Origin of the sequence: Nocardia sp. NPDC005825, assembly GCF_040630175.1 — a bacterium.
In the GTDB taxonomy this organism is placed as follows: domain Bacteria; phylum Actinomycetota; class Actinomycetes; order Mycobacteriales; family Mycobacteriaceae; genus Nocardia.
This window is the reverse complement of record NZ_JBEXXC010000010.1, coordinates 198,799-219,640: the sequence shown is the minus strand read 5'-3', so window position 1 is coordinate 219,640 and position 20,842 is coordinate 198,799. Positions and strand designations below refer to the sequence as shown.

Below are 20,842 nucleotides of genomic sequence, written 5' to 3'. Positions count from 1 at the left end.
GCGGAGACGCCGGAACGGAAGCGATGCGGATGTAGCGCAGCTGGTAGCGCATCACCTTGCCAAGGTGAGGGTCGCGAGTTCGAATCTCGTCATCCGCTCAACACGACAACGAAAGTTGTTCTTGCGCACTAGATCTGGCGCACATTCCCGGGCATGTCGGCGCGAATTCGCGGTACCTTTGCAGGGTGACCATGTTGCTCAGCGCCTTCCACGACACTGTGCTCTCCCAGTATGACCTCGTGTCTGCCCCACTCGCCCAGCTCGGAAACCCGACCCCGGAGACTCCCCCGGTCGCGGACAAACTCATGAAGCTGGTTCGCTACTTCACCTGGTTCGTGCTGCTGTCGGGCGTCATGGCCATCACCTACGCCGGCGGCCGGTTCGCCTGGGAGAAATGGTCCGGCAGCGGGCTCGCCTCGCCGAAGATGGTGGCCGGCGCGATGATCGGCGGCATCGTCGCCACCAGCGCGGGCACCATCATGAACGCCGTCCTCTGACCCTCCCGCGCGTACAGCGCCGACTGTCGGTGGCCCCGGCTACGCTCGTCGAACAGACTGGCGAACACGGGTAGGGGCCGCCTTGACGACGAGCGACACACGCACCGCGCGCACCGTACCGCGCGACGACCCGGCAGACGGGGTCGACTTCGGGCTCGAGCACGTCCACGAAGTCCTGGCGGGCCTCGCCGCCGAGGTGGCGGCCGACCGGCCCCGCGATGCCGAACTGATCACCTGCCGACTCGGACTCGACGGCGAGAACCCCGAAACGCTGACACTGCTCGGTGCGCGGTTCGGGGTCTCCCGGGACCGGGCCCGCCAGCTCTACACCCGCGCGGTCGGCGCCATGCTGCGCCAGACCCTCGCCACCGGCCGGCCCGACCTGTCGGTATTCGCCCAGCGGTACCCCGTCGGCCAAGGCGACGAGCGCCTGGTGCGCGCTCTGCTCGCCGAAACCTATGCCACCGACGGCGATATCGCCGCCCAGGACTGGGCGTACCTGAAACTCCGCCTCGCGGGACACGACCTCCAGGACGCGAAACGCTTGGCGGGCTTCGTCTTCCAGCGCATCGCGGGCTGGCAGCAGAAGGGGCGCTGGCATCTGCTGCCCGTGCCGGGGCAGGACGTGACCGGCGGAGCGCGGCGGGTGCCGGGCACCGCGGGCTCCGCCGCCGACCACGCGGCCAGCGCCGGGGGTGATACGGCGAACACGGGTCGCGCGAGCGATGCCGCACGCGATTCAGCACCGACGGGACGAGCAACTCTCGCTGACCGGGCCGCCAAGGATGCGACAGCCGATGCGGGAGACGATGTTTGGGCTCCGTGGCTGCGCCGCGTCGAATGGCCCGGCGGCGGGAGCCCGGAGCCGCTGCCCAGCCTCCCGGCGGGCCGCCTCGACTACGACGACGACAGTCGCGGCCACATGTTCTCCGAAAAGCTCGGCCGCGAAGTGACTTTCGACACCGCGTTGCAGGCCCGCCTGCTCCGGCTGCTCGATACCAGCCCGCGGATCGAGACCTTCCGTGAGCTCCCCGTCGCCGTCACCTACGACCTCGACGGCAGCGAGCGCGTCCACTACCCCACGGCCGCAGCCACCTTCACCGACGGCCGCACCGTCCTCATCGACGTCTCCCCCCTCGCCCACACGGCCCTGCACCCCCAGCGCACCCGCGCCGCCGCCTCCCGCGCGGCCGCCTTCACCCGCGGCTGGGGCTGGCTCACCTGGACCGGCAGCCGCCACGGCCTCCCAGAACTACTGTCCCGCAAGGTGGACACCCACCACGAGTCCACCCTGATGAGCCGCCTCTCCCAAGGCCCCCTCACCTGGCCCGCCCTCGACACCTTCCGCACCGAGAGCGGGCTCACCCTCCTGGACCTCGCGTCCCTGGTCCACCGCCACGACTGGCAATGGCACCGAGGCCCCTTCCGCCTGACCCGCTGACCAACCGAGATCAGGGAGCTGCCTCCTAGGGCGTTCGGCCGACGGCTCCCCCCGGAGCGGGCCGCGACCGGCCGTGGTCACCCATGACGGCCCGACCACGGCCGGTGCGGAAACACGGAGTGGCGCACCGGGATCGGACGGATTCAGTCTGCGGTGCCGCCCAGGGCTGCGCGAGGTCGGCGGCAGAGGCGGATCAGGGAGTGGGGGCGCCGAACCAGCGGGGCAGGACTGTGTCCAGTTCCTGTTGGGTCGATCCCGCCCAGGCGATGTGGCCGTCGGGGCGCAGGAGGATGGCGGGGGCCGGGAGTTGATCGCTGATGTCGACCACGTGGTCGACCCGGTCGGACCAGCCGGCGATGGAGAGGGTGCCGGTCTGGTCGAGGAGGAGGCCTCGGGCCCGGTGCAGGTGTTCGTAGAGGCGGCTGTTCTTCAAGGGCACGTCGCGTTGGCGGCGGCCGATGAGGTCGTCGTCGGAGCCGAGGTCGTAGCGGATATCGAGGGCGGTGACCTTTTCGATGAGGTAGCGGTGGACGTCCTCGAACTCCATGAGTTCGGTGAGGATGCGGCGGATGGCTTGCTGGCCGGGGTCGAGGGAGGTCAGCTCGCTGGAGGCGCGGGCGGTGGTGAGGACGTCGGCGGCCACGGGGCGGCGTTCGGATTCGTAGGTGTCGAGCAGATCGGCTGGGGCCCAGCCGGTTACGGCGGCGGCCAGCTTCCAGCCGAGGTTCACCGCGTCCTGGACGCCCAGGTTCAAGCCCTGGCCGCCGTTCGGGGGATGGATGTGGGCGGCGTCGCCCGCGAGGAAGACGCGGTCCACCCGGTAGCGGTCGGCGAGGCGGGTGGCATCGCCGAAACGGGACAGCCAGCGCGGGGAGTGCGCGCCGAAGTCGGTGCCCGCCAAGGCGCGAACCCGGCGGGTGAGGTCGTCGAGGGTGGGCGGGGTGTCACCGTCTTCGGCGAGGCCGTCGGCGGGAGCGCCGAGACGGTAGACGCCGTTGCCGAGCGGGACCGCGCCGAAGCGCCGGTGGGTCTTGTGGACCTCCATGACCGTCGCCATCACCTCGTCCTGCGGGGCGGTCAGTTCGACCTCGCCCAGCAGGGTTTCGAACCGAGCCGGTTCACCCGGGAAATCGACGCCGACCAGTTTGCGGATGGTGGAGCGGCCGCCGTCGGTGCCGACCAGGTAGCGCGAACGGAGGGTGGAACCGTCGCCCAGTTCGGCCGTCACGCCCGTCGCGTCCTGGGTCAGCCCGGTCACCAGCGCGCCGTAGCGGATCTCCGCGCCGAGCTCGACCGCCCACTCGGCCAGCAGGCGATCGGTGATCGGCTGCGGCAAGCCGAGGACGAACGGGAACGAGCTGTCCAATGTCAACGGCTTCGACGGCACGATCCCGGCGAAGAAGGCGCTCGGGTCGTGCTGCTTGCCCAGCGCCACGAACCGATCCGCGACCCCGCGCTGATCGAGCACCTCCAGACTGCGCGCGTGCATCCCCATCGCCCGCACCACCTTGGTCGGCTCCGGATCGCGCTCCAGCACCACCACCCCGACCCCGTGCAACCGCAGCTCCGCGGCCAGCATCAACCCCGTCGGCCCGGCCCCGACAATGATCACATCGACCATGAACGCCCTCCTGATTTCCGCAGGTCATCGCCTTACGGTCGACGATTCTGCGGCATACCCGGGGCCTTGCCGCAAGCCCCCCACTGCGATATATGTTGAAGGGGGAGGGAAATTCGAACGCGATCGTCTACTTCAGGACGAGTCCCGCCGCGATGAACGTCACGATCACCATGACCGCGAACCAGGTGATCAGCTGCCAATGCATGATCGCCGACTTCTGGGCCGCGACCGTCAGGCGCAAGGTGGCGTCCACGCGATTGTGGTCGGCGATGCGGCGACGGGTCTGGGCCAGGTCGTCGGCCTGCTGCTGAGCCGCGATCTCGGCACGCTCCAGGCGGTGGGTCAGGCGCAGCAGCTGTTTGGACTTGTCGCGGGTGGCCTTGCGGGCCAGCGCCAGCGCGGTGCGCTGATTCGTGATTTCCTGACGCTGGCGTGCGATGACCGCGGCCTGCGTGCGGGTGTGGCGCTCCCAGTCGGTCACTGTCGCCCATCCTCCCGTGTGTTCGTCGCGGCAGCCGAACGCTATCTCGGCGGCCACCCAGCCCGTCACGAATTCGTCCAGTTCGCACGAGGTTTGGCGCGCCGACACTACACCGCCCGGACCAGCGGTCAGCAACCCGCTGGTCACCCGGTACTCGCGGCCCGCGGCGGCGAAATCGTCGAGCCCCAGCGCGGGCAGCTGCGCGGTCCAGAACCCCGGCGGGCAGATCCAGAGGACTTCACCGCACCCGCCGGTCCGCAGCTCGGCCGTGATCAACCGGGCGCGCGTCAATTCCGGTGGCGCACTGGACACCTCGATGGCGCAGGTGCGATCACCCTTGCGCCACAACACATCCACGGTGTGCGCTCCGATCACCGCACCCAGGCGCACGTCCTCGGCTCCGGCCGCGAGCAGCTGCCCGCGCAACCAGAACTCCAGCCGGCGCACATCCCGGCGGCAGTCCGCGCAGTCGGTTTCCCGGCAGCGCTCCCCCGCCGCATGGCCTTTGCCCGCCGTGGCCGGTGAATCCGTCACCGCCGCCGCGGGATTCGCGCGCTCAACCGGGTCGGCGAGAGCCACCGACCGGTCGCGCGGACCATCCACTCGCCTCATGCTCACAAGATCACCCCAGCCACCACACTCACCGCAGGGGCCGCTTCCGCCTCATCGGAAACCACCAGCCCTAGCCGTCACTTCCAGAGTGCCGCAGCGCAGGCACCCACCGGCAGGAAAGCGACCAGATTCGTTATCCAACCGGGAGCCGCGTGTGATCAAGCGCGGCGCGGTTCGTAATCGTCGTCCACGATGCCGAGACCGATCTCGACAGCACCCGCCGACCGGTCTGTCCGCGACGCCCCCGGTGATGTCCGGGATGCCCGCTCGCGCCCCCGCCGCTACTCTTTCGAAATGCTCCCGCCGCAGTCCCCGAACCCCCAGCTCAGCGCGCTACACCCGACCCTGAGGGCGGCGCGCGCCGCCAACTCGGTGGCGTTCGCGCTGCAGGGGTTCTTCCTGGCCGTCATCCTCACCGAACTTCCGCAGCAGAAGGACAAATTCGGGCTCACCGACGGCCTGATCGTGGCGTCGGTCGCGATGATCTCGCTGCTGGCCGGCGCGGGCAGCATCACCGCCGAGCGGATCGCGCTGCGCTGGTCGAGCCGGACCGCGCTGCGGATCGGGCTGGCCCTGATCGCGGTGTCGGGTGTGGCCATCGCGGCCTCGCCCAACAAGATCGCGCTCTTCGTGGCGCTGGCGGTCTACGGCATCGCGCTGGGCATCGTCGACGCCGGAACGAACATGCAGGCGGTCTTCATCCAGCACGGCTACGGCCGATTCGTCCTGGTGTCGTTCTACGCGGCCTGGAGTGCGGGATCGATCGCGGGCGCGCTGCTGGTGTCGGGGTTCGAGAGGCTACACGTGCCACTGTGGGCCTCGATCCTGACCGCCGCGGCCGTGGTGGCGGCCGGGTGCGTCGCGGCGGGCCCGCGACTGCTGGGCACCGACGAGGCCGAAGCCGGTCCGGCCGAACACGTCCCGACCAGTTCGGTGCCGGTCCGCGTCTTCTGGATCTTCGGCGCGGTGCTCGCGCTCGCCTTCGCCATCGACCTGGCGGTCGGCAACTGGTCCGCGCTGTACCTGAAGGACGAACTGCTGTCCTCCTCCGCGACCGCCGCGCTCGCGCTGGCCGCCTACCAGGGCGCCTCGATGATCGGACGCCTCACCGGCGACCTGTGGGTGCGCCGCTTCGGCCCGCGCACGGTGGTGCGGGTAGCTGCCGCCGTCGGCTCGGTGGGCCTGGTGATCGTGGTCGCCGCGCCGGGACCGGCCGTGGCCATCCTCGGATTCCTGGTCGCCGGAATCGGATTGCCGGTGATCGCGCCGCTGTGCTTCAGCGAGGCCGGGCAACTCACCAGCGGGCGGGACCTGGACGCGCTCATCGCACGACTCAACCTGTTCAACTACGCGGGCACACTGGTCGGCGGCGCGGTGGTGGGCGTGGTCGCCGACGCCGCGAACATGCGGACCGGATTCACGATTCCGCTCGCCTTCGCGATCCTGCTGATCGGGTTCGCGCGGGTCTTCCACCCGCGCGCCACCACGGCGCCCTCGACCACCGAACCCGCGGCCGAGCCTGCTTGACTGGAACCATGAGCGACGCCGTAGCAATCCGACCGGCGGTCGCGGACGATGCCGATGAGCTCGCCGCCGTGGCCGCCGCGACCTTCCCCCTGGCCTGCCCGCCCGGATCCACGCCGGAGGACATGGCGGCGTTCATCGCGCAGGTGCTGTCGGCGGACCGGTTCCGCGAATACCTCGGCGACGACGAGCGGGCGGTCCTCAAGGCGGTCCTGCACGGGAAGATCGTCGGCTACGCGCTGCTCAACACGATGCCGCCCGCGGACCCGCACGTCGCCGCCGTCGTCACGCAGCGGCCGGTGACCGAGCTCAGCAAGATGTACGTGCTGCCGGGCCAGCACGGCAACGGAGTGTCCGCGGCCCTGATGCGCGCCGCCCTGGAGGCGGCGCGAACCGGCGGCGATATCGCGGTGTGGCTGGGCGTGAACCAGGAGAACGTGCGCGCCCAGCGCTTCTACACCAAACACGGCTTCACCGTGGCGGGCACCAAGACCTTCACCGTCGGCAGCCAGCTGCACCACGACTACGTCATGCTGCATCGGTTCTGACACCCGAGCCCAGCTCGAGGCGACGGCCCCGGAACCGCTGCCGCATGCGGCGATCGTGGGTCACCAGGACCACCGCGCCCGTGTAGCCGTCCAGAGCCTGCTCCAGATCCTCGACCAGGCTCGGGGACAGGTGGTTGGTCGGCTCGTCGAGCAGCAGCAGGTCCACCGGATCGGTGACCAGACGGGCCAATTCGACGCGGCGACGCTGACCGTAGGACAGCTCACCCAGCCGCAGGCCCAGGTCGGCCGGACGGAACAGGCCCAGCGCCAGCAGCGCGTCGGCATGCTCGTCCGGATAACCAGGGCGGCCGGATGCGAACGCCTCCAGCACCGTTCGATCCGCCGGACCCGCCGTGTCCTCCTGCCGCAGATGCCCGACCCGGCCGCGGACCGTGACCACGCCCGAGTCGGCGGCCAGCTCACCGGCCAGCAGCCGCAGCAGCGTGGTCTTGCCCGCACCGTTGGGCCCGGTCACCAGCAGCCGATCGGCCGCACCGATCCCCAGCCCGTCCAGACGCAGACGGCCTTGCACCACAAGCGAACTCATTTCGGCGACGGGCGGCAGCGGCGCGGCGGGCGCACCCGGGTGGCGGAGGTCGGCGGTGAAGCGGAGCGGATCCGGGGGTGGGGCAATGGGATTCGTGGTCAGGCGGGACACCCTTTCCTTGGCGTTGCGGATGCGGGATTGCGCGCCGTGGCCGCGGCTGCGGGTCCGGAAGGGGCCCGCGGCGAAGACGGCCAGGGGGAGCTTGCGCGGGATCGCGTCCAGGCGTGCGACATTCGAATCCGCGAGGCGGCGGTTGCGGGACAGTTCGGCCCGCCAGCGGTCGTGCTCCTGTTGCCGCCGGTGGCGTTCGGCGGCCTTGGCGGTGAGGTAGCCGGTGTAGCCGTTGCCGTGGCGGGTGACCGCTCCCGCATCCACCTCGAGCACGATCCTGGTGATCCGCTCGAGGAAGACACGGTCGTGGGTCACCGCGACCACCGTGCCGGAATGTTCCCGCAGGTGACGTTCCAGCCATTCGACCGCGCTGTCGTCGAGATCGTTGGCGGGCTCGTCGAGCAGCAGCAGTTCCGGTGAGGAGGCCAGGGTGGCCGCCAGCGCCAGACGACGCCGCTGACCGCCGGACAGCGTGCCCAGCAGGCGGTTTCGATCGAGGTCCGGCAGGCCGAGGCCGTGCAGGGCCGCGTCCACCCGGGCGTCGACGGTGTAGCCGCCGCGCGCCTCGAAGCGGGCCACCACGTCGGTGTACGCGTCGAGCCGCTTGCCGAGCGGGCCCGGGGCGACGAGAGCGGCTTCGGCCGTGCGCATCCGGGACTCCAGGTCCCGGAAATCGCTGAGCGCCAGGTCGATCGCGTCGGCGACGGCGGCGGTGGGCGGCAGCTCCAGGGTTTGCGCCAGGTAGCCGATACCGCCCGCCGCTTGTACGACGACGTCGCCGTTGTCGGGCAGATCTCGACCGGCGATGAGCCGCAACAGAGTCGACTTCCCGGCGCCGTTGTCGCCGACGATGCCGACCTTCTCCCCGGGCTTGATGGACAGGCTCACCTCGTCGAGCACCACGCGATCGGCGTAGCGCTTGGTGACGCCGGACAGGGTCAGCTGGGATACCGCGGAGGGTTGGAGGGTAAGCACAGGGGTCTCCTGTTCTGGCTCTAACATGAGCCGGATCGTGGGGGAACCCACGCGAAAATCGGTCGCCGACAGGCGAATACGAGCCGCTGACCAGCGGATGCGCGTGGGGAGGGAGTCGCGGCGGAGCAGCTGCTCAACGCGGCGACGCGATCACAAGAAAAGGAAACCGAAACCCATGAGGACTCGAACGGTAGCGGGGACGCGGCGGGGTCGTCAACCACTTTGATGTGGATCACAGACGGCGAGCGCCGGGCGGGATCACCCGCCCGGCGCTCGACCGTGCTGCTCCGGTGTTGTGAAACGCCTTGTCAGGCCAGCAGTTTCGCCTTCAGCGCGGCGATGTCCGCGTCAGTCAGCTGCAGCCCGTCACGCACGTAGCCGTCGAAGCTGCCGTAGCTCTTGGTCGCCTGGTCGAAGGCCGAGTCCAGCGCCGAGGCGGCCACGCCGTTGAGCATGTCGCCGTCCTTGGCGCCGCGGTAGTAGTTCGACAGCAGGTAGTCGTAGTAGACGGTGTCCTTGTCGACGCCCAGGAGGGTGAGCAGCACGGCCGAGGTCCAGCCGGTGCGGTCCTTGCCCGCGGTGCAGTGGAACAGCACGCCGCCCGGGTTGTAGGCGATGTCGCGCAGCACGTTCGCGAAACCCTCGTTCGCGCCGGGCGCGGTGATGAAGGCGCGGTACAGGTCGGTGCCCGCGGACAGGGTCGAGGCCATCACCTGCGGCGGGGCCTGGCCGATGACGTCGTCGTGGTGCTCGGTGGCGCCGGCGGGCACCTTGTCCTGACCCATCAACTGCTCGTAGCCGGTGCGCAGGTCGTGGATGGAGACCACATTGTCGGCGGTGAGCTTCGCCAGATCGGCGTCGGTGGCCTTGCTCAGCTCGCCGGTGCGGAAGACCAGGCCGGTGCGCACGCTGTGGCCGTCGGCGGTGCGGTAGCCGCCCGCGTCGCGGGCATTGAGCACGCCGGTCAGGCCGAGGGCCCGAGTGTCGGTGTTGACCAGCACGCTGCTGGTGGCGGCCGGCGGGTCGGCCGCGAAGGCGGGCGCCACCGAACCGAGGCTCGCGGACAGGGCGATGGTGACCGCCGCGGCGGCTTGAACAGCACGTTTACGCAAGGTGGTACTCCCTTCCGGGGCCGAAAACCGTCTTCGACCCGGTTTTGGCTGACCACCGAAATTTATTACCCGTGCAAACTATGAAAGCCACCGGGGTGGAAAAACGCCCGGGATCTCCGCTGGAAACCCCGGGCGGGAATCGGATCAGACGTGCGCCGGAGCCTCGAAACGCGACAACGCCAGCAGACGCGAGATCGCGCGCAGGTACTTCTTGCGGTAGCCGCCGTCGAGCATCTCCTGGGTGAAGATCTCGTCCAGCTTCGCGCCCGACACCGTCACCGGGGTACCGGCGTCGTAGAGCCGGTCGGCCAGCACCACGATGCGCAGCGCCACGGCCTGATCGGTGACCGGGTGCACGCCCGAGATGTACACCGCCGACACGCCGTCGATCAGCGCGCCGTAGCGCGACGGGTGCAGGGTGCTCAGGTGCTTCAGCAGCTCGTCGTAGTCGTCGAGCGTGGAATCCGGTGTGGCCGCGGCCCGTTCGACCAGCAGCTCCTGCGAGGTCGGCTCCGGGGCGGGCGGCAGATCGCGGTGCCGGTAGTCGGGGCCGTCCACGCGGATCGGCTCGAACAGCGAACCCAGCTTCTTGATCTCGCGCAGGAAGTCCTGTGCGGCGAAACGCCCCTCGCCCAGCTGACCCGGCAGCGTGTTGGAGGTCGCCACCACCGAGACCCCGCGCGCGGTCAGCTCGGTCAGCAGCCGCGAGACCAGCATGGTGTCGCCCGGATCGTCGAGCTCGAACTCGTCGATGCACAGCACGCTGTTGGCCGACAGGCGCTCCACCGCGTTGTTGAAGCCCAGCGCGCCAACCAGATTGGTGAGCTCACCGAAGGTGCCGAACGACTTCGGGTTCGGCACGCTGTGGAAGATCGAGGCCAGCAGGTGGGTCTTGCCGACACCGAAGCCGCCGTCCAGATACAGGCCGATGCCCTGCACCGGCTTCTTCTTGCCGAACAGGCTCTTCTTGTCCGCGGCCTTGCGCAACTTGGTGACCTGATCGGCGAACAGTTCGGCCTTCAGCACCGCCGCGGCCTGCGACGGTTCCTTCGGATCCGGGATGTAGGAACCGAAGCTCACATCGTCGAAGGTGGGCGGCGGAACCATCTGGGCCACGAGCTGGTCGGCCGGAACCTCCGGGTGGCTGTCGACGAGGCGTTTCTGCACTGCGTCAGCGTAGATCCGGCCCCGCGTGGGGCTTTACGCAGCATGTGCCGAATGCGATTCAGCTCACAGAACCCATCCGCGGCCGAACCCGGATCGCATGCCGTGCCCGACCCGGATCACATCCGATGGCCAACGCGCCCACACCCGAGGCTGAAACCGCGTGCCCGACCTGGCAGGCTGTAGCGCATGCGCTGGACTCGGGCCGCTCTGCTGGCGTCGACACTGACGGTATTGGTGACCACCGCCTGCGGGGCCGGGCCGTCCGACCGGCCCGCCGTCGCCGTGGAACACCCGCACCAGGCCGGAACCGCTCCCACCACCGCGCCCGCCGACACCGCCCCGCCCGCACCCGAGGTGCCCAAGGCGGAATTGCAGTGGAAGGACTGCACCGCACCGACGTTCAACCTGCTCTCGCTCGGCGCGCCGCCGCAAGGGCTGGTGCTCGAATGCGCCGAGTACACCGCGCAGATCGACATCGCGGGCAATGTGTCGGGCATCTTCAAGAACGCGGTGATGCGCGCCCGCTACGACCGGACGCCCAAGGACGTGGCGCCGCTGGTGCTGACCTCCGGCTCCGACCGGTCCTCCACCTCGACGCTGGCCGGACTCGCGGCCGGATCCGCCAGCGCGCTGCTGGCCGCGCGGCCCATCATCGCGGTGGACCGGCGCGGCATCGGCAGCTCGGTGCCGGTCAGCTGCATGACCGACCCGCAGCGCCGGGTGCTGGCCGACCAGGCCCAATTCACGCGCGGCACAACCGATCCCGTGGACGCCATGGCCACCGCCGGCCGCGAGGCCACCGTGGCCTGCCTGGACTTCCTGGCCCCCGGCCAGGGCCTCTACGACGCGCCGCACGCCGCCGACGACATCGAACAGCTGCGCAAGCAGTTGCAGGTGGACCACATCGCGCTGATGGGCACGGGCACCGGCGCGAACGTGGCGCTGAACTACGCGCGGAAGTACGGATCGCATCTGGGACGCCTGATCCTCGACTCGCCCCAGGCCGTCGGACTCGACGCCAACGGGCGCGCGGAGCAGAAGGTGAAGGGCCAGGAGGCGGCGCTCACCGCCTACGCGCAGCGTTGCGCGTCCCTGAACTGCTCGCTCGGCGCCGATCCGCGCGCGACGGTCGTCGACCTCGCCACCCGGGCCGCCGCCGGGCAGCTGCCCGATCTGTCCGCCTCCGCATTCGTGACCACGCTGAGCGGATTCCTCGGCGACTCCCGCGCCCAGGGCAATCAGCAGATCACCGAATTCGCCGACGCCCTCACCGCCCTCGGCAAGGGCGACCGCGGCCCGATCACCCCGTTCGTGCTGCGCGCCACCGCCGCGATCGCCACCGACGGCCAATTCGTCAACCGCTGCACCGACAATCACGAGCCCTCCACCCCCGGCAAGGCCAAGGAACTCGAAACCGCCTGGGCCACCCACTATCCGGTGTTCGGCAAGGTCGCGGCCATCGACCTGATGGCCTGCTCGGCCTGGCCCGCCGCCACCCCGATGGCGCTGCCCGACAAGCTCACGCTCCCGGTTCTGGTCCTCGGCGGCAGCGCCGACCCGGTCACCGGCCAGGACGGACGACCCACCGTCACCGGCGCCCTCGGCACCGCCGGGGCCCGCACCGCGACCGTGGTCTGGCAGGGCTGGGGCCACCCGACCTTCGCCCACTCCGGCTGCGCCCAGCAGTCCCTGGCCGACTACCTGAAGGAGGGCAAGCTCCCCGCCGACGGCACCGCCTGCCCCGCCTAGCGCGCGCGACGGCGGTTCGTATGCCAATGTGACTGGTGATTTCACTGCGACCCGGGTGGCTTCCGGGGCGGGTGGTGGCCGAACCAGGCGGGTCGGCGCATGTGTGACTGGGCGATTCGGTGTACCGTGCCCGAGTGTTCCTTCGCCAGCTCGAGCCCCGCACCGCTCGCACCACATCCGAAGTACTGAACTTCGCCCTGTGGCCGTTCGCGATACTCACGGTGCTGAACCGGGTGTTCATCAAGGCTGTCAACGGGTTCATCACCGACGACTTCCGTCCGGTGTACAACGCCTCGCTGGCGTTCCTCAACCATCACGCCATCTACGGCGAGAACTACGACACCACCGACCCCCACTACCTGTACCCGCCGAGCGGGACGCTGCTGATCTCGCCGCTGGCCATCCTGGACCCGGAGAAGTCGCGGTGGGGGTTCATCCTGGTCAACGCGATCGCCATCCTGCTGGCCTGGTACCTGCTGCTCAAGCTGTTCGACTACTCGCTCAGGTCGGTGGCCGCGCCCGCGCTGCTGCTGGGCATGTTCGCCTCCGAGACGGTCACGAACACGCTGGTGTTCACCAACATCAACGGCTGCCTGTTCCTGTCGATGATGGTGTTCATCCACCTGATCCTGAGGCGCAAGGACCTGTGGGCAGGCGTGGCGCTCGGGCTGGCGATCGCGGTCAAGGGGCCATTGCTGGCGCCGCTGCTGCTGATCCCGCTGGCCCGCGGGCAGTGGAAGGTGTTCATCACCGCGCTCGGAATCCCGGTGGCGCTCAACCTGATCGCCTGGCCGCTGATCGTGGACTTCGACCAGTTCTGGTCGCACACGCTGCCCTACCTGACCGAGTCGCGCGACTACTTCAACAGCGCGATCGTCGGCAACGGCGCCTACTACGGCGTCGCCGACTGGCTCGTCTGGGTCATCCGGATCGCCATGGGCGCCATCGTGGCGCTCACCCTGTGGCTGCTGTACCGCTACTACCGCGAGGACGAGGTGTTCTTCGTGTGCACCTCGGCGGGCATCATGATCACCGCGACGCTGCTGCTCGGCTCGCTGGGCCAGATGTACTACTCGATGTACCTGTTCCCGCTGCTGATGACCGTGGTGCTTCCCAACTCGGTGATGCGCAACTGGCCCGCGTGGGTCGCGGTGTTCGGGTTCATGTCCTACGACAAGTGGCTCTCCGACCGCTGGCAGCACCCCGGCCGCGTGGTCGAGTACCTGCGCACCACCTTCGGCTGGGGCCTGCTGCTCATCGTCGCGTTCTGTGTCCTCGGCGACCGGTACCTGGCCGCCAAGCGTGAGGGCCGGCTGCGGGTCGGCAAGTCCCTGGACCCGGCCTGGATGCATCCCGAGTGGGCCGCCACCGAACCGGAACCGGTCATCGCGCCCCGGACCAAGGCGGGCGCGGCGTACTAGCGTGGAGCCATGAGTTCCGACGCCGAACCCACCCCGACCGCCCTGCCGGTCCCGCGCATCCAGCTCACCCCGCAGGAATGGCGCACCAAACTGACCCCCGACGAATACCGCGTCCTGCGCGAAGCGGGCACCGAGCGGGCGTTCACGGGCGAATACACCGACACCGAGACCGAGGGCGTCTACTCCTGCCGGGCCTGCGGCGCCGAATTGTTCCGCAGCGCCGAGAAATTCCATTCGCACTGCGGCTGGCCGTCGTTCTTCGACCCGGCCGAGTCGGACGCGGTGGTGCTGGTGGAGGACAACTCCCTGGGCATGCGACGCGTCGAGGTGCTGTGCGCCAATTGCCACAGTCACCTGGGGCATGTGTTCGAGGGCGAGGGTTACCCCACGCCCACGGACAAGCGCTACTGCATCAATTCCCTCTCACTGCGACTGCAGCCCACGGAGCACTCCACCAGCTGAGCTCACCGACTGGCGGCGAGACCGCGCTCGGCCTTGGCCGCCTCACGCGCCAGGATGCGGGCTCGCTGCTCCTCGAATCGGATGACGTCCTTCTCGAGGTTCTCCATGTACAGGCCCAGTTCCTCGCGGGCCTTCTCGCCGCGCGCGGTGAAGTCGTCGCGCTCGAAGATCTTCCAGATCTTCAGCACCGGCCACAGGACCTCGTCGAGGTGCTGCCGCAAATCGTAGATGCCGTGCTTGACCATGAGTACGCCGTTACGACGCCAGTTCGGCATCCCGTGCCCCGGCATCGCGAAGTTCATCACCACCGAATTGATGCACTCGATGGCCTGATCCGGGGCGAGGTCGATCGCGGCGCCCGCGACATTGCGGTAGAAGATCATGTGCAGGTTCTCGTCCGCGGCGATGCGGGCGAGCAGGCGGTCGCACACCGGGTCCTCGCACACGCGGCCGGTGCTGCGGTGGCTGACGCGGGTGGCGAGCTCCTGGAAGGTGACATAGGCGACCTGGTCCATCACCCCGCCGAAGCCCTCGGGCGCGTTCACGCCGCGGGTCATGTGCACCATCCGGTCGTGCTCGAGCGCCACCGGATCGACCGCGCGGGTGACGACCAGGTAGTCGCGCATGGCGATGCCGTGGCGATTCTCCTCGGCCGTCCAGCGGCCCACCCAGGTGCCCCACGCGCCGTCCATCGAGAAATTCTCGGCGATGGTGCGGTGGTAGGACGGCAGATTGTCCTCGGTGAGCAGATTGGTGATCATCGCGACCTTGGCGACCTCCGAGAGCCTGGATTGCCCGGGCTCCCAATCGGTTCCGCCCATCGCGGCGAAGTTGTAGCCCTCATCCCACGGAATGTAATCGTGCGGATTCCACTCCTTGGCGATGGCGAGGTGCCGATCGATATTCTGGCCGACGACCGGTTCCAATTCGGTCAGCAGCTCGAGTTGCGTCAATTCTTTCGCCATGCAAAGCCCTCCGATGTCGGTAGAGACAAACTTGCAGACCAATCGATCGCGCTCACAGTAGTCTGTCGGGCTCCGAGGCCGATCGTGGTATCGGCGAGTCCGGTCGCCATTCGTTTCCGGACGAGTCCGCTATATCCGAGTTGTGCAGGTATATCGGCTCTTTCCTGGCCCAGCGCTGCCGCGAATGAGTCCACCCATACAGGCTAACGACCAGCAACTGACAGGTGTGGCTTCTCGAACCCGGCCAGTCGCGGGGAGATTGGGATACGGGGAGCACATGTTCGGGGGCGAAGGACAACCCGCGCCCGCAAACAAGCGCTACCGCGTCGACTCGACACGCTCGGGCCACACCCCTCGGGCGGCGCAGGCGGATCGGGTCGCACAAACGCTATGGGGTGGAGCGATGTCGCGCATGCCCCGAATTCTGCGGGCAGGCAGCGGGTTACCGGACGGCAGAGACCGCCGCAGCAACCCGCCGAACACGTCAGGGCAGCGCGTTGATCAGCTGCTCGAGCTCCACGCGCGGACCGGTGAAGAACGGAATCTCCTCGCGCACATGCCGGCGCGCCTCGGTGGCGCGCAGATCGCGCATCAGGTCCACGATGCGGTGCAGCTCCGGGGCCTCGAAGGCGAGAATCCACTCGTAGTCGCCCAGCGCGAAGGACGCGACCGTGTTGGCGCGCACGTCCGGGTAGTCGCGGGCGGCCTTGCCGTGGTCGGCGAGCATCTTGCGACGCTCCTCGTCGGGCAGCAGGTACCAGTCGTAGGAGCGCACGAACGGGTACACGCAGATGTAGTTGCCCGCCTCCTCACCCGCCAGGAACGCGGGGATGTGGGACTTGTTGAACTCGGCCGGACGGTGCAGCGCGGCCTGGCTCCACACCGGGTTCGAGATCTGGCCCAGCTCGGTGACGCGGCGGAAATCGGCGTACGCGGCCTGCAGATCCTCGATCTTCTCCGCGTGCCACCAGATCATGAAGTCGGCGTCGGCGCGCAGACCCGCGACGTCGTAGATGCCGCGCACCACGACACCGCGCTCCTCGAGCGACTCGAAGAAGGCCTTCGCCTCCTTGATCGCCGCCGCCCGGTTCTCACCGAGCTCGCCGGGCTCCACCTGGAACACCGAGAACATGAGGTAGCGGATGGTGTCGTTGAGGGCCTTGAAGTCGAGTCGCGCCATGGCCCCCATCGTGCCACTGCGCCCCCGACCGCCCGGAATCGGGCAGCACGGACAGCGGATTCAGCGGGCGGTGGCCGCCCAGGAGGCGATGATGCGGCGCAGGCCGTCATGGAAGACGGCGTCGCTGGTGAGCAATTCGGTGACGGTGTCCAGATGGGTTGCCATGATCGGGAATTCATCGGGATCCAGGGCGGCCAGGCGGCCCCGGGTGGCGAGCTGGGTGGGTTTGCGGTCGCGGAACTCGACCAGGCTCGCGCAGCCCAGCGTGTACAGGTAGCACTCGCGGTAGGCGAAGAACGACTGCTCCGGGGTCAGGCCGAGCGAGATGTTGTCGGCCAGTTGCGGTTCGGTGAGCCGGGCCAGGACGCGGCGGCCCACCCACGGGCGCGGGCCGCGCAGCATGACCAGGCCCGGGTAGGCGGTCAGCAGGTCGTACCAGGCCGTGAAACGGCGCTCGGTGGACGCTGACCAGTCGCCGGAGCCGGGCGGGACCTCGGGTAGCTCGAGGGCCAGGACGTCCGCCACGAGTTCGACCAGGCCGTTGAAATCGCCGCCGCCGCGGCGCACCACGGTGGTGTGCGAGACCCGCAGATGCGCGGCGACGGTGCGGAAACTCAGCTCGCTCGCGCCGCGGGATTCGATGATCTCCAACCCCGCGCGGGCGATCGCCTCGGGAGTCGCCTCGGCGAGCGACTGGGAGTTCCTGGGCATGTATCCATCGTAAGTTACAGTGTAACCAGGGGGTCGATCGGCCCGGGGTTTCCCGCAGGCCGTGCGCGCGGAACGACGCGCCCGACCGGAAATCTGACCAGATCGAGCGAAAAGAGCGCAGGTGCAGTTGACCCATGCCGACGTGACAGCCGCGGCCGAACGGATCGCCGGACGCACCCGGCCCGTCGTCCTCGCCCGGGCGGACGCCGAGACGGCGCCGGTGGCCGGGGACGTGTGGCTGGCGCTCGAGCACACGCAGTACACCGGCAGTTTCAAGGCGCGCGGGGCCGCGAATTTCGTGCTGGCGCACCAGGAACAGGGGCGGCTGCCGAAGGTCGGCATCACGCTGGCCTCCGGCGGGAACGCGGGCGTGGCGGGGGCGTGGGCGGCACGACTGGCGGACTCCACCGCCACGGTCTTCCTGCCCGATGCCACCCCGGCCGTCAAACTGACCCGACTCCAGCAGCTCGGCGCGCAGGTGCTGTGCGGCAACGGCGGATACGCCGAGGCGGCCGCCGAATGCGAGCGCTTCGCCGCCGTCAGCGGGGCACTGCGCTCCCACGCCTATGACGATCCGTACATCGCGGCGGGCGCGGGGACCCTCCTGGAGGAGATCGTCGCCCAGCTCCCGGACCTCGACACCGTCCTGGTCGCGGTCGGCGGCGGCGGGCTGCTGACGGGAATCACGGTGTCCGCCAACCACCACGGCGTGCGGGTGGTCGCCGTCGAACCCGAGCACTGCCGGGCCTTCCACGCCGCCCTCGCCGCGGGTGAACCCGTCGACGTGGACATCGACTCCATCGCCGCCGACTCCCTGGGCGCCCGTCGCGTCACCCCCATGGCCCTCACGGCCGCCGCCGCGGGCGACGTCCGGTCGGTCCTGGTCAGCGACAAGCAGATCGAATCCGCCCGCCAAACCCTGTGGGACACGCGGCGACTCGCCGTCGAACACGGCGCGGCGACCGCCCTCGCGGCCCTCCTCTCGGGCGCCTACGTCCCCTCCCCCGACGAGCAGGTGGCAGTCATCGTGTGCGGCGCGAACACCGACCCGTCGGACCTCGTCGCGCGGTAGTCGCGTCAGGTCAGGTGGGCGGCGATGCGGGCGGCGGCCTTGCTGCCGCTGGCGGCGCAGGCCGGAACGCCGACACCGTCGAGATAGGCGCCGGCCAGGGCCAGGCCGGGGAGATCTGTTGTGGTGGAACGCAGGTCGAGGATGCGAGTGACGTGGCCGGGGGCGTACTGCGGCAGGCCGCCGGGCCAGCGTTGGACGACCGCGTGCAGCGGACGGATATCGACGCCGGTGACGGTGGTCAGGTCCTCGACGGCGGCGGTGGTCAGGGCGGCGTCGGACCAGGACTGGGTGGAGTCGTCGCCGAAGCGGCCGAAGGAGGCGCGGACCAGGGCCACGTCGCGGGTGGCGAGGTGCGGCCATTTACGGCTGGAGAGGGTGAAGGCCTTGGCGCGCAAGGGCTCACCGGTGGCGACGAGGATGCCGGAGTTATCGGGCAGGGCGGTGTCGGCGGGAAGGGTCAGGGCGACCACGGCCGAGGACGCGAGTTCGATACCGGCGGCCAGGTCGGCGGCGTCGGGGGCCACCTCGCGCAGCAGGCGCGCGGTGACGGGGGCGGGGGTCGCGAGCACGACCGCGTCCACCGCGCCGATCGGGTCCAGCTGCCAGCCGGTCGCGGTACGGGTGAGACGGGTTGCGGCGGTGCCGATTTCGGACTTCACCTCGGCGGCGGCGCGCAGGGCCTCGAGCAGGACCCGATAGCCGTCGCGGATGCCGCCGAACACCGGCGCCGTACTCGGGGGCGGGAGCGCCTCGGAGACGGCCCGGGTCAGGCTGCTCGCGCCCCGATCCAGGGCCGCGGCCAGGGTCGGCAGCGCGGCGCGCACGCCGATCGAATTCGCCAGGCCCGCATAGACTCCGCCGAGCAGCGGGTCGACGCTGCGGCGCACCACCTGCTCACCGAAACGGTCACCGACCAGGTCACCCACCGAGACATCCGCGCCCGGCTTCCAGCGCAGGGGCCGCGAGGGCTCCGCCTCGACCTGGGCCAACGTGTCCGCGTCCACCAGTCCCGCAACCGATTCCGGTCCGGCGGGAATGCCCATCAGTGTGCGTTCGGGCAGGCGATGCCCGCGCCCCTCCGACCACACCAGGGGCCGCTTCCCCGCCGGGAACACGAGCTGATCCTCGATCCCCAACTCCCGCATCAATTCCGGGATCTCGGGCCGCCGCCCCACGAACGCCTCGGCCCCCAGATCCACCGGATCACCGTCGATGTCGACGGTCCGCAGAATCCCCCCGACGCGGTCGCGCTCCTCGACGAGCACCAGCTCCGCCGACTCCCCCAGGGCCTGCCGCAGCCGGTACGCGGCCACCAGTCCGCTGATCCCGCCACCGACCACCGCGACCCGCATCGACCACTCCTCGTCCGCTCGTCACCGCCGCGAACGCACGACCCGCGGCGCGCGACCCGCACCTCGACGTCGAGCCGCTCCGCAGCTCAACCTACTCCCGGCGTTCGGACGCGCCGGTGGCCGGTGTCTCGCCGACAGCGGCCGTTCGCACGGGATCAGGACACGGGAGGCACCGGGAGGCGCCTCCCGTCACCTGGGGTTTACTCGTCAGAGCGGGGTGGGGAGGCTGTGGATCAGAGCGACGGTGTCGGTGATGACCGACGGGTCGGTGTTGGGGAGGACGCCGTGGCCGAGGTTGAAGATATGACCCTTCGCACCGAGGGTGATCGCCTCGTCGGCCTCGCGGGCGATGCGGCGGACCTCGGCGTCGATGGCGGCCGGACCGGAGAACAGGACGGCGGGATCCAGGTTGCCCTGCAACGCTTTTCCGGGGCCGACGCGGCGGGCGGCCTCGTTCAGCGGGATCCGCCAGTCGACGCCGACGACATCCGCGCCCGCTTCGCCCATGGCGCCCAGCAGTTCTCCGGTGCCGACACCGAAGTGGATGCGCGGCACGCCGGCGTCCGCGATCTCGGTGAAGACCCGTTCCGAGTGCGGCATAACGTATTCGCGGTACTGGGCCAGCGACAGCGCGCCCGCCCACGAGTCGAACAGCTGCACCGCGTCCACGCCCGCGGCGAGCTGCGCGCGCAGGAACTCGATGGTGATATCGGTGAGCACGCCCAGCAGCTGGTGCCAGGTCTCGGGGTCGGCGAGCATCATCGCCTTGGTGCGCTCGTGGTTCTTGCTGGGACCGCCCTCGACCAGGTACGACGCCAAAGTGAACGGGGCACCAGCGAATCCGATGAGCGGGGTCTCGCCCAGGGCATCGAGCAGCAGCTTCACGCCCGAGGTGACCGCGCCCACATCCTCGGGGCGCAGCCGCGGCAGGGCGCGCACGTCGGCGACGGTGCGCACCGGGCTGGCCACGACCGGGCCGACACCGGCCACGATGTCGAGGTCGATACCCGCGGCCTTGAGCGGAACCACGATGTCGGAGAACAGGATTGCCGCGTCGACCTGATGGCGGCGGACCGGCTGCATGGTGATCTCACACACCAGTTCCGGGTCGAAACACGATTCCAGCATGCCGATTCCGGCGCGCACCTCCCGGTACTCGGGAAGGGACCGACCGGCCTGTCGCATGAACCACACCGGACGCCGATGCGGCACGCCACCGGTGGCGGCGGCGAGGAACGGGGCATCGGTCAGCTGGCGGCGGGCGTGAGTAGTCATCGCCGCCCATCGTAAAGGG

The 20,842-nt window shown here is 69.7% G+C and carries 18 protein-coding genes and 1 tRNA gene; 9 read left to right on the top strand and 10 right to left on the bottom strand.

Annotation, left to right across the window (positions count from 1 at the left end):
* Positions 1 to 25 precede the first annotated feature (25 nt).
* From ABZ382_RS26175 to ABZ382_RS26165, 3 genes are all read left to right on the top strand, one after another.
* A tRNA-Gly gene (locus ABZ382_RS26175) sits at positions 26 to 98 on the top strand.
* Between the two features lie 93 nt (positions 99 to 191).
* Positions 192 to 497, top strand: coding sequence for a hypothetical protein (locus ABZ382_RS26170; protein ID WP_357094104.1), 306 nt, complete (start codon positions 192 to 194; stop codon positions 495 to 497).
* A gap of 82 nt (positions 498 to 579) precedes the next feature.
* Entirely contained in the window at positions 580 to 1,938 is a 1,359-nt protein-coding gene (locus ABZ382_RS26165; protein ID WP_357093818.1) for a hypothetical protein, read from the top strand.
* 193 nt (positions 1,939 to 2,131) lie between these two features.
* Here ABZ382_RS26165 and rox read toward each other — a convergent pair whose 3' ends face one another.
* Both rox and ABZ382_RS26155 read right to left on the bottom strand, forming a co-directional pair.
* On the bottom strand, positions 2,132 to 3,559 hold the full coding sequence (gene rox, locus ABZ382_RS26160; protein ID WP_357093816.1) for a rifampin monooxygenase: 1,428 nt from the start codon (positions 3,557 to 3,559) through the stop codon (positions 2,132 to 2,134).
* A 127-nt stretch (positions 3,560 to 3,686) separates the two neighbouring features.
* Positions 3,687 to 4,652, bottom strand: coding sequence for a hypothetical protein (locus ABZ382_RS26155; RefSeq protein WP_357093813.1), 966 nt, complete (start codon positions 4,650 to 4,652; stop codon positions 3,687 to 3,689).
* Positions 4,653 to 4,946: 294 nt separating this feature from the next.
* Here ABZ382_RS26155 and ABZ382_RS26150 point away from each other — a divergent pair, with 294 nt between their 5' ends.
* Together ABZ382_RS26150 and ABZ382_RS26145 are read left to right on the top strand one after the other, a co-directional pair.
* Positions 4,947 to 6,179 carry an MFS transporter gene (locus ABZ382_RS26150; RefSeq protein ID WP_357093810.1) on the top strand — a complete coding sequence of 411 codons (1,233 nt, stop codon included), beginning with the start codon at positions 4,947 to 4,949 and terminating at the stop codon, positions 6,177 to 6,179.
* Positions 6,180 to 6,187: 8 nt separating this feature from the next.
* Positions 6,188 to 6,724 carry a GNAT family N-acetyltransferase gene (locus tag ABZ382_RS26145; RefSeq protein WP_357093807.1) on the top strand — a complete coding sequence of 179 codons (537 nt, stop codon included), beginning with the start codon at positions 6,188 to 6,190 and terminating at the stop codon, positions 6,722 to 6,724.
* Here ABZ382_RS26145 and ABZ382_RS26140 read toward each other — a convergent pair.
* The 3 genes from ABZ382_RS26140 to zapE form a co-directional block, all read right to left on the bottom strand.
* Complete coding sequence (locus ABZ382_RS26140; protein ID WP_357093804.1) at positions 6,705 to 8,357, bottom strand: TlrC/CarA/OleB/SrmB family ABC-F type ribosomal protection protein; 1,653 nt, start codon at positions 8,355 to 8,357, stop codon at positions 6,705 to 6,707. The two genes, ABZ382_RS26145 and ABZ382_RS26140, sit on opposite strands and share 20 nt — an antisense overlap.
* Positions 8,358 to 8,665: 308 nt before the next feature.
* Positions 8,666 to 9,469: a tyrosine-protein phosphatase gene (locus tag ABZ382_RS26135; RefSeq protein WP_357093802.1), complete on the bottom strand. Its 804-nt coding sequence runs from the start codon at positions 9,467 to 9,469 to the stop codon at positions 8,666 to 8,668.
* Positions 9,470 to 9,613: 144 nt separating this feature from the next.
* Positions 9,614 to 10,636: a cell division protein ZapE gene (gene zapE, locus ABZ382_RS26130; RefSeq protein WP_357093800.1), complete on the bottom strand. Its 1,023-nt coding sequence runs from the start codon at positions 10,634 to 10,636 to the stop codon at positions 9,614 to 9,616.
* A 186-nt stretch (positions 10,637 to 10,822) separates the two neighbouring features.
* On the opposite strand from zapE, the gene ABZ382_RS26125 reads away from it, so the two are divergent.
* The 3 genes from ABZ382_RS26125 (at position 10,823) to msrB (ending at position 14,268) form a co-directional block, all read left to right on the top strand.
* The gene (locus ABZ382_RS26125; protein WP_357093798.1) at positions 10,823 to 12,385 is read left to right on the top strand and encodes an alpha/beta hydrolase; all 1,563 of its coding nucleotides are present in this window, start codon (positions 10,823 to 10,825) and stop codon (positions 12,383 to 12,385) included.
* A gap of 134 nt (positions 12,386 to 12,519) precedes the next feature.
* Positions 12,520 to 13,806, top strand: coding sequence for a glycosyltransferase family 87 protein (locus tag ABZ382_RS26120; RefSeq protein ID WP_357093795.1), 1,287 nt, complete (start codon positions 12,520 to 12,522; stop codon positions 13,804 to 13,806).
* Between the two features lie 9 nt (positions 13,807 to 13,815).
* Positions 13,816 to 14,268 carry a peptide-methionine (R)-S-oxide reductase MsrB gene (gene msrB, locus ABZ382_RS26115; RefSeq protein ID WP_357093792.1) on the top strand — a complete coding sequence of 151 codons (453 nt, stop codon included), beginning with the start codon at positions 13,816 to 13,818 and terminating at the stop codon, positions 14,266 to 14,268.
* A 2-nt stretch (positions 14,269 to 14,270) separates the two neighbouring features.
* Here msrB and ABZ382_RS26110 read toward each other — a convergent pair whose 3' ends face one another.
* The 3 genes from ABZ382_RS26110 to ABZ382_RS26100 form a co-directional block, all read right to left on the bottom strand.
* Positions 14,271 to 15,233: an acyl-ACP desaturase gene (locus ABZ382_RS26110; RefSeq protein WP_357093789.1), complete on the bottom strand. Its 963-nt coding sequence runs from the start codon at positions 15,231 to 15,233 to the stop codon at positions 14,271 to 14,273.
* 484 nt (positions 15,234 to 15,717) lie between these two features.
* Positions 15,718 to 16,413: a hydrogen peroxide-dependent heme synthase gene (gene hemQ, locus ABZ382_RS26105; RefSeq protein ID WP_357093786.1), complete on the bottom strand. Its 696-nt coding sequence runs from the start codon at positions 16,411 to 16,413 to the stop codon at positions 15,718 to 15,720.
* Between the two features lie 60 nt (positions 16,414 to 16,473).
* The gene (locus ABZ382_RS26100; protein ID WP_357093783.1) at positions 16,474 to 17,124 is read right to left on the bottom strand and encodes a TetR/AcrR family transcriptional regulator C-terminal domain-containing protein; all 651 of its coding nucleotides are present in this window, start codon (positions 17,122 to 17,124) and stop codon (positions 16,474 to 16,476) included.
* Between the two features lie 121 nt (positions 17,125 to 17,245).
* On the opposite strand from ABZ382_RS26100, the gene ABZ382_RS26095 reads away from it, so the two are divergent.
* Complete coding sequence (locus ABZ382_RS26095) at positions 17,246 to 18,196, top strand: serine/threonine dehydratase (RefSeq protein ID WP_357093780.1); 951 nt, start codon at positions 17,246 to 17,248, stop codon at positions 18,194 to 18,196.
* Positions 18,197 to 18,201: 5 nt separating this feature from the next.
* Here the strand turns inward: ABZ382_RS26095 and ABZ382_RS26090 are convergent, their stop codons facing one another.
* On the bottom strand, positions 18,202 to 19,548 hold the full coding sequence (locus ABZ382_RS26090; RefSeq protein ID WP_357093777.1) for a protoporphyrinogen oxidase: 1,347 nt from the start codon (positions 19,546 to 19,548) through the stop codon (positions 18,202 to 18,204).
* A 207-nt stretch (positions 19,549 to 19,755) separates the two neighbouring features.
* On the bottom strand, positions 19,756 to 20,823 hold the full coding sequence (gene hemE, locus ABZ382_RS26085; protein WP_357093774.1) for a uroporphyrinogen decarboxylase: 1,068 nt from the start codon (positions 20,821 to 20,823) through the stop codon (positions 19,756 to 19,758).
* Between the last annotated feature and the right edge of the window lie 19 nt (positions 20,824 to 20,842).

Bases quoted from the DNA above. Each gene is read 5' to 3' on its own strand.
- ABZ382_RS26110 (WP_357093789.1), bottom strand. From the start codon at position 15,233: ATGGCGAAAGAATTGACGCAACTCGAGCTGCTGACCGAATTGGAACCG.
- rox (WP_357093816.1), bottom strand. From the start codon at position 3,559: ATGGTCGATGTGATCATTGTCGGGGCCGGGCCGACGGGGTTGATGCTG.
- msrB (WP_357093792.1), top strand. From the start codon at position 13,816: ATGAGTTCCGACGCCGAACCCACCCCGACCGCCCTGCCGGTCCCGCGC.
- hemQ (WP_357093786.1), bottom strand. From the start codon at position 16,413: ATGGCGCGACTCGACTTCAAGGCCCTCAACGACACCATCCGCTACCTC.
- ABZ382_RS26090 (WP_357093777.1), bottom strand. From the start codon at position 19,548: ATGCGGGTCGCGGTGGTCGGTGGCGGGATCAGCGGACTGGTGGCCGCG.
- ABZ382_RS26125 (WP_357093798.1), top strand. From the start codon at position 10,823: ATGCGCTGGACTCGGGCCGCTCTGCTGGCGTCGACACTGACGGTATTG.
- hemE (WP_357093774.1), bottom strand. From the start codon at position 20,823: ATGACTACTCACGCCCGCCGCCAGCTGACCGATGCCCCGTTCCTCGCC.
- ABZ382_RS26100 (WP_357093783.1), bottom strand. From the start codon at position 17,124: ATGCCCAGGAACTCCCAGTCGCTCGCCGAGGCGACTCCCGAGGCGATC.
- ABZ382_RS26170 (WP_357094104.1), top strand. From the start codon at position 192: ATGTTGCTCAGCGCCTTCCACGACACTGTGCTCTCCCAGTATGACCTC.
- ABZ382_RS26145 (WP_357093807.1), top strand. From the start codon at position 6,188: ATGAGCGACGCCGTAGCAATCCGACCGGCGGTCGCGGACGATGCCGAT.
- ABZ382_RS26155 (WP_357093813.1), bottom strand. From the start codon at position 4,652: ATGAGGCGAGTGGATGGTCCGCGCGACCGGTCGGTGGCTCTCGCCGAC.
- ABZ382_RS26150 (WP_357093810.1), top strand. From the start codon at position 4,947: ATGCTCCCGCCGCAGTCCCCGAACCCCCAGCTCAGCGCGCTACACCCG.